At 72.5% G+C, this 6,427-nt stretch carries 4 protein-coding genes; 2 read left to right on the top strand and 2 right to left on the bottom strand.

What is annotated here, in order from left to right; all coding sequences use genetic code 11:
• Together JAO81_RS02915 and JAO81_RS02910 are read right to left on the bottom strand one after the other, a co-directional pair.
• On the bottom strand, nucleotides 1–2,164 hold a 2,164-nt coding region (locus JAO81_RS02915; RefSeq protein ID WP_199546131.1), incomplete at its 3' end, for an ABC transporter permease.
• Nucleotides 2,161–3,033, bottom strand: a complete 873-nt coding sequence (locus JAO81_RS02910) for an ABC transporter ATP-binding protein (protein ID WP_199546130.1) — start codon at nucleotides 3,031–3,033, stop codon at nucleotides 2,161–2,163. The genes JAO81_RS02915 and JAO81_RS02910, both read right to left, overlap by 4 nt.
• 240 nt (nucleotides 3,034–3,273) lie before the next feature.
• Between JAO81_RS02910 and JAO81_RS02905 the strand changes: the two genes are divergently transcribed.
• Both JAO81_RS02905 and JAO81_RS02900 read left to right on the top strand, forming a co-directional pair.
• The gene (locus JAO81_RS02905; protein ID WP_199546129.1) at nucleotides 3,274–3,708 is read left to right on the top strand and encodes a hypothetical protein; all 435 of its coding nucleotides are present in this window, start codon (nucleotides 3,274–3,276) and stop codon (nucleotides 3,706–3,708) included.
• A 14-nt stretch (nucleotides 3,709–3,722) separates the two neighbouring features.
• Nucleotides 3,723–6,287 carry a tetratricopeptide repeat protein gene (locus tag JAO81_RS02900; RefSeq protein ID WP_199546128.1) on the top strand — a complete coding sequence of 855 codons (2,565 nt, stop codon included), beginning with the start codon at nucleotides 3,723–3,725 and terminating at the stop codon, nucleotides 6,285–6,287.
• The last annotated feature ends 140 nt before the right edge of the window (nucleotides 6,288–6,427 follow it).

The following is a 6,427-nucleotide window of genomic DNA, read 5'->3' as shown; positions in this document are numbered from 1 at the left end:
GGCCGAGCGGGTCGTCCAACGCCTGGTCGGGGAGCGTGAGAGGGACGGGGCGGGCCACGGTCACGCGGGCCCCGGGGGCCTTGCCCAGTTCGTCACGTACCGACGTCGCGTCGTCCGTCGCGACCAGGACCTCCGTGGTGTCCGGGGAGGTCATGTGGCGGGTCAGCTCGTCGCGGGAGAACAGCAACTCGCCGAGTGCCAGGCCGCGTTCATGGACGGCAACCACCTTCAGCGTGCGCTCCACACCGTCGCCGAAACGCACCTGCGTCCGGGAGCCGACGTGCAGGCCCTGCGCGCGGGCCCGGTCGCTGCCGACCGAGACCGAGCCCGGACGCAGCTCGTCCAGCGAGCCCTGCACCGGCCCCGGGTCCAGGGTGTGCGCCAGGCCCTCGGGCGTGACACCCAGCACGGGCGGCCGGTCGAGCTGCGCCGCCCCGCCCTCCTTGCCGGCCCCGACGACGGTGCTGCGGACGAGCTCTGTGGCGGCCGTGCCCCCCGGCGTACGGCGGATCTCCTCGGGCGATCCGCCGCCGGTGACCCGCAGTCCGGCGTGCAGGGCGGCAGCGGCCTGGCGCTCACCGGCGCGCTGCATCGTCGTGCCCGCGCCGAGCTGCACCACCACGAACGCCGTCACCAGCACGATCGGAGTGATCGCCGCCCCGAAGCGTGCGGTGTTCCCCGCCAACTCCGATGCCGCCAGCCCCCCTTGAGGTCCGCGCCGCCGCAGCAACAGCCCGAGGACGGCCAGCGCACCACGGGCGATCCACGGTCCGAGCACCGCACAGCCGATCACCATCGTGAGGGCGGCCGTACTCGCCGCCATCGCGGCCGCGGCCCCGCTCTGCGCCACGGATACGCCCGCCGAGCCGACTCCGAGACCCAGCAGGACGAGACCGGCGATACGGCGCCCCTGGCCCGGATCGCGGGAAGCGCCGCGCGCCTCTCCCAAGGCCTGGGCCGGCCGGACGCGTGCGGCACGCGCGCAGCCGAGCAGGGCGGACAGTCGCGCCGCGCCGATCGTCAGCCCTGCCGTGAGCAGGGGAGCCATGAACAGCCAGCCGGGTGTGGGCAGTTCGAGCCCGGCGGGCAGCGCGCCACCGGAGCGCAGGAGGTGGAGCAGCCCGAAGAAGGCCGGTACGGAGGCGAGCGCGCCCAGCAGCGCGGGACGTACCGCCACCCGCAGCACCTCGCGCCCCACGAAGGCGCGCAGTTGCCGGGGAGAGGCCCCCACCGCACGCAACAAGGCAAGCTCGGCGGCTCGTTGGCGCAGCGCCTGCGCCACCAGGGAGGAGATCACGAGGAGGGCGACCAGGACGACGGTGGCCGCGATGGCGCCGAGCAGTTCCAGCGCGCCCGTCCTGGCCGCGGGAGCCGCCAGCCGCTCGGCGAGGCCCCGGCCGTCGCCGGTGAGCACCCGCAAGGGCCGCACATCGTCCTTCGCCCGGTGCGGAGCGCTCACATCGCGGGCGCCCGCCTCGTCGAGAGCGGTACGCGTCCGCTCGTACAACTCGGTCCGACTGACGCCGGGTTCGGGCAGCAGCCCGATGGCGTCGACGGACCCCGCGTGGCCGGCGAGCGTGCGGGCCTGTGCCTGCGTGAAGTACACGGAGCCCTTGCCTTGTGCGACGCCCACGACCTCGTACGTCCGCGCGGTGCCGTGTGCGCTCAGGTCGATCCGCTCGCCCGGGGAGCGTCCCTCGTCCGCCGAGACGACGATCTCGCCGTGCCCGACCGGTGCGCGTCCCTCCAGAAGCTCGTACGGGGCCAGCCGGGCCACGTCCCAAGGGCGCCCGACCAGGAGCCGGCCGCGAGAGGCCAGGGGTACGGACACATCGGGCACGGCCGCCCGTACGCCGTCCACGTCCCGCAGCACATCGAGCGTCGCGGCCGGCACCCGTACCCGCTCGGTCAGCGCGGCCGTCGCCGTCTTGGGCTCGGAACCCCACGGCTTCGCCGTATAGCGGGTGGTCTGGTCACCGGCCACCACGACCGGCGCGCCGGCGTACCGCTCCACGCGTGCGTGCCCCAACGCGGTCGACGCGATCGTGAGCGCGAAGCAGCCGAGCAGGGCGGAGGTCAGCAGCAGGGCTGCCGCGACCGCCCACCAGGCCCTGCGGTGGGCACGGTGGGCCCGGGCGGCGAGCAGGCCTCGATGGCTGCTCATGACCGGCTCCGGTGTCCGGACCGGTTCCACGGACCGCTTCCCGGCGCGTTGCCCAACTCCCGCAGCACAGCGCACACATGATCTGCTTCCGGCCGCTCGACGCGGTCCACGAGCCGCCCCTCGTGCAGGAACACCGCCTCGTCCGCCCACTGCGCCGCCACCGGATCGTGCGTCACCATCACGACCGTGCGGCCCCGCTCGTCCACCGCGGCCCGCAGCAGCGCGAGCACATCCGCGGCCGTCACCGGGTCCAGAGCGCCGGTCGGTTCGTCGGCGAAGACCACCGCGGGCTCGGTGACCAGGGCGCGGGGGGGGGCGGGCGCGGCGGGGAGCCCCGCCGGGGGCCGGGGGCCCGGGGCGGGTGCGATCGCCACCCGCTGCTGCTGACCGCCCGAGAGCCGGGCGGGGGAGTCGCCGGCACGGCCGGCGAGCCCGACCGCGCCCAGGGCCCGCAGCGCCTCTTCCTCCCAGGGGCCCTCCTGTCCCGCGAGGAGCAGCGGCAGGCCCGCGTTCTCCAGGACGGTGAGCGACGGCACCAGATTGAGCGCCTGGAACACAAAGCCCACACGGTCGCGCCGTACGCGCGTCAGCGTGGCCTCGTTCAGCCCCGAGAGATCCCGGCCGCCGATCCGCACTCTCCCCGACGTCGGGCGGTCCAGACCCGCCGCGCACTGCAGCAGCGTCGACTTCCCGGACCCGGAACGGCCCATGACCGCGACGAACCGGCCCACGGGGATCCGCAGCGTGACGTCATCGAGGGCGCGCACACCCTCGCCGAACGCGCGGCTCACCCCGTCCAGTTGCAGGGCCGCGACCGGTTCGGCCACCACCGTCCCGCCCGCGAGTCCGCCCGTACGCCGCCTGAACATCCCGTCCGCCTTTCTGAGCCGAATCGTTCAGGAAAACCGTCGCGCTCCACGGGGCCCCGGCACGAGCCTGCAGCCTCCCCACCTGGGGGTGTAGCCGGCTCCACCCGGCTGCGTGCCGGCCGGTTGGCGTGGCTCCCATGTGAGGCGCGCGCGACGGCGGGGTTGATGTTTCGGCTGATGATGTGCTCGGGCTCGCCCTACGCTGGACTTCTTGTCCGTTGACTGGTGGGGGTGTTGGTCGTGTTGGTCGAAGGACTGATCGCGGTGGCGGCGGCCGGTGGCGGGGCGATCGTGCAGGCCGCGGGAACGGACGCATGGGCCGCTATCCGCAGCGGTATCGCGCGCATCCTCGGCCGCGGGGAGGAGGGACGGGAGCAAGCCGAGCTCGAACGGCTCGATCAGACCCGGGCGGAGCTGGAGTCGGCGGGCGCCGGCGCGGAGTCGGAACGGGTCCAGACCGTTCTGGTGACCCGCTGGCAGACCCGTCTGGAGGTGCTCCTCGAACAACTGCCGGTCGAGGAGCGCCAGGAGGTTGCCGCCGAGTTGCAGGCCCTGGTCCAGCAGGCCCAGGACCGGGCCCCGGTGCAGAGCACGCACAACGACTTCAGCAACGCGACGTTCACCGACAGTCAGGTGCTCGGCAGCGGCACGCAGAACAACACGATCAACCGGTAGGAACGGGCGGCGGCATGGGGGCGAAGAAGGCGTCCGGCAAACGTAAGAGCGGTGGGAAGAGGGACAAGCGTCCCGGGCAAGGGCAAGGGCAAGGGCAAGGGCAGCGGGACGGCAGCAGCTTCGCGGGGGCGTCCTTCGATCGCAGCCAGGTACTCGGCAGCGGGATACAGACCACAAAGATCAACGTGCAGGCGTACGCGGCGGTGCCGACCGCCCTGAACTCCCTCCCGGGACTGCCACAGGAGTTCACCGGCCGCGAGGACGAGATCGCCAAGATCCTGTCCCTGCTCGCCCCTGGGAACGGTACGGGCGCGGCGCTGGGATCGGTCGCAGGGCTGCCGGGCGTAGGCAAGACCACCCTCGCTCACGCGGTGGGGCATGCCGCGCTCGACAAGGGCTGGTTCGCGGGTGTTCAGGTGGTGAACCTGCGGGGCTACGACCCGAACCCCGTGCGGCCGGAGGACGCGCTGGAGGCACTGCTGCGAGCCCTCGGCGTTGCGGCCGAGCACATCCCGCCCACGCTGGACGAGCGGGCGGGGCTCTACCGGTCCCAACTGGACGCTCAGGCACGTGAGGGGCAGCGGGTTCTGATTCTGGCGGACAACGCCTCGACCTCGGATCAGGTCCGGCCGTTGCTGCCGGCCCGGCATCACGCAGTGCTCGTGACGTCCCGCCACACTCTGCCGGGGCTCGGGGCCCGCCTGTTCAATCTCCACCCCCTCCAGCCCGATGCCGCCGTCCTACTGCTGCGCCAGCGGCTGGAGGTCGCCGACCCCGACGACCGACGGGTCGAGGACGAGCCCGCCGGCGCGGAGGAACTCACCGCGCTCTGCGGCTATCTGCCTCTGGCGCTGCAGATCGTGGCCGCCATCCTCGCCGACGACCCCGACGAGCCGCTGTCCGACCGGGTACGCATGCTCACCAACGCGGGCACCCGCCTCGGCGGCCTCGATGACGGCGAACGGAACCTGCGCGCCGTCTTCGATGAATGCCTCACCCGCCTCTCCCATCAAGAGGCCGACCTCTACCGGCTCATCGGACTCCATACCGGCCCGGACATTTCCACCCCCGCCGTCGCGGCCCTCACCGGCCGGCCCGCCGACAAGATCACCCCGGTGCTGCGCCAGCTGGTCCGAGCACGGCTGCTCGTCCAGAACGGCCAGGCGCGCGACCGCTGGTCGATGCACGATCTCCTGCGCGTCCACGCCCAGGAACAGGCCCGCACCGCCATGGACCGTGGCCGAGCTCCCCGGCGGCGCTATGAACAGGCCCGTGTCCGCCTGACCGGCCACTACGTCAGCCTCGCGAGAGCGGCCGACACCCACTTGCAGCGGCCCGGCGAAGAGGTGTCACCTCTGTTCGACGGACGGGAGCAGGCGCTGGCGTGGTTCGATGCCGAGCGCGAGAATCTTCTCGCCACCACCCACGCCCACGCTCGCACACGACCGGCTGTGCACCTCGGGTTCTCTCTCGGCCGGTACCTGGAATGGCGACGGCGTCTCCAGGATCGACTGACCGTCCGCGCGCACGCACTCGAAGGCTGCCAGGCGCTCGGTGACACTCTGAACCTGGCCGGCGCCTGGTCCAACCTCGGCAACGCGTTCAGCGACCTCAAGCGGTCCACCGAAGCGCTCGCCGCCCACCGAACCGCCCTCGACCTCCACCGGAAATCCGGCGACACCGACGGCCAAGCCAGCGCCTGGAACGGTGTGGGCAACGCACTCAGCGACCTCAAGCGTCACGTCGAGGCGCACGCCGCCCACGAAACCGCCCTCCACTTCCACCAGCAGACCGGCAACGTCCACGGCCAAGCCGGTGCCTGGAACGGCATCGGCACCGCACTCGCCAATCTCCAGCGTTACGCCGAAGCGCACGCCGCCCACGAAACCGCCCGCGACCTCTACCAGCAGACCGACGACACCAAAGGCGAAGCCGGCGCCTGGAACAACCTCGGCAACACACTCGTCAAGCTCAAGCGTTACGCCGAGGCGCACGCCGCCCACGAAACCGCCCTGCACCTCTTCCAGCAGACCGACGTCATCCACGGTCAAGCGGGCGCCTGGAACAACATCGGCATCGCACTCAGGGACCTCGAGCGTCATACCGAGGCGCACGCCGCCCACGAAACCGCCCGCGACCTCTACCAGCAGACCGACGACGTCCACGGTCAAGCGAGCGCCTGGAACGGAATCGGCACCGCATTCGCAAGCCTCGAGCGTCACGCCGAGGCGCACGCCGCCCACGAAACCGCCCTCCACCTCTTCCAGCAGGCCGACGACACCGTCGGCGAGGGCATCGTATGGAACAACCTCGGCACCGCCTGCCGAGACCTGGAGCGATACGCCGAGGCGATCGCAGCCGGAGAGAAGGCGGTGGCGATGCTGACCCAGGAAGAAGACTGGGCGCGTACCGGAGAGGCCTGGGCCGAGCTCGCCACCACCCTGGCAGTATCCGGCGCTGAACCGCCGCGGGTCCGGGAAGCATGGGAGCAGTCCGCCACCGCCTACGTCCGCGCCGGCGACGACGAGGCGGCAGCCACATCCCGCGCACACGCCGAGAGCCCACCAACAGACACCTGACGAGTGGCACCTGAGCGTGCGCAGAGGCTGAGGGGCGTCGGTGCCTTGCCATTACCTCCGACGTAATCGACCACCCCACCCCCCCCCCCGCATCGGGTTCTTCTCCGGCCCCCGCCGCGCGCCCCCCCCTCCCCCCCGGC

The sequence above is a fragment of the Streptomyces sp. N35 genome (assembly GCF_016464295.1).
Lineage (GTDB): Bacteria > Actinomycetota > Actinomycetes > Streptomycetales > Streptomycetaceae > Streptomyces.
The sequence above is the reverse complement of the archived record's forward strand: the minus strand, read 5'-3'. Positions and strand labels throughout refer to the sequence as shown.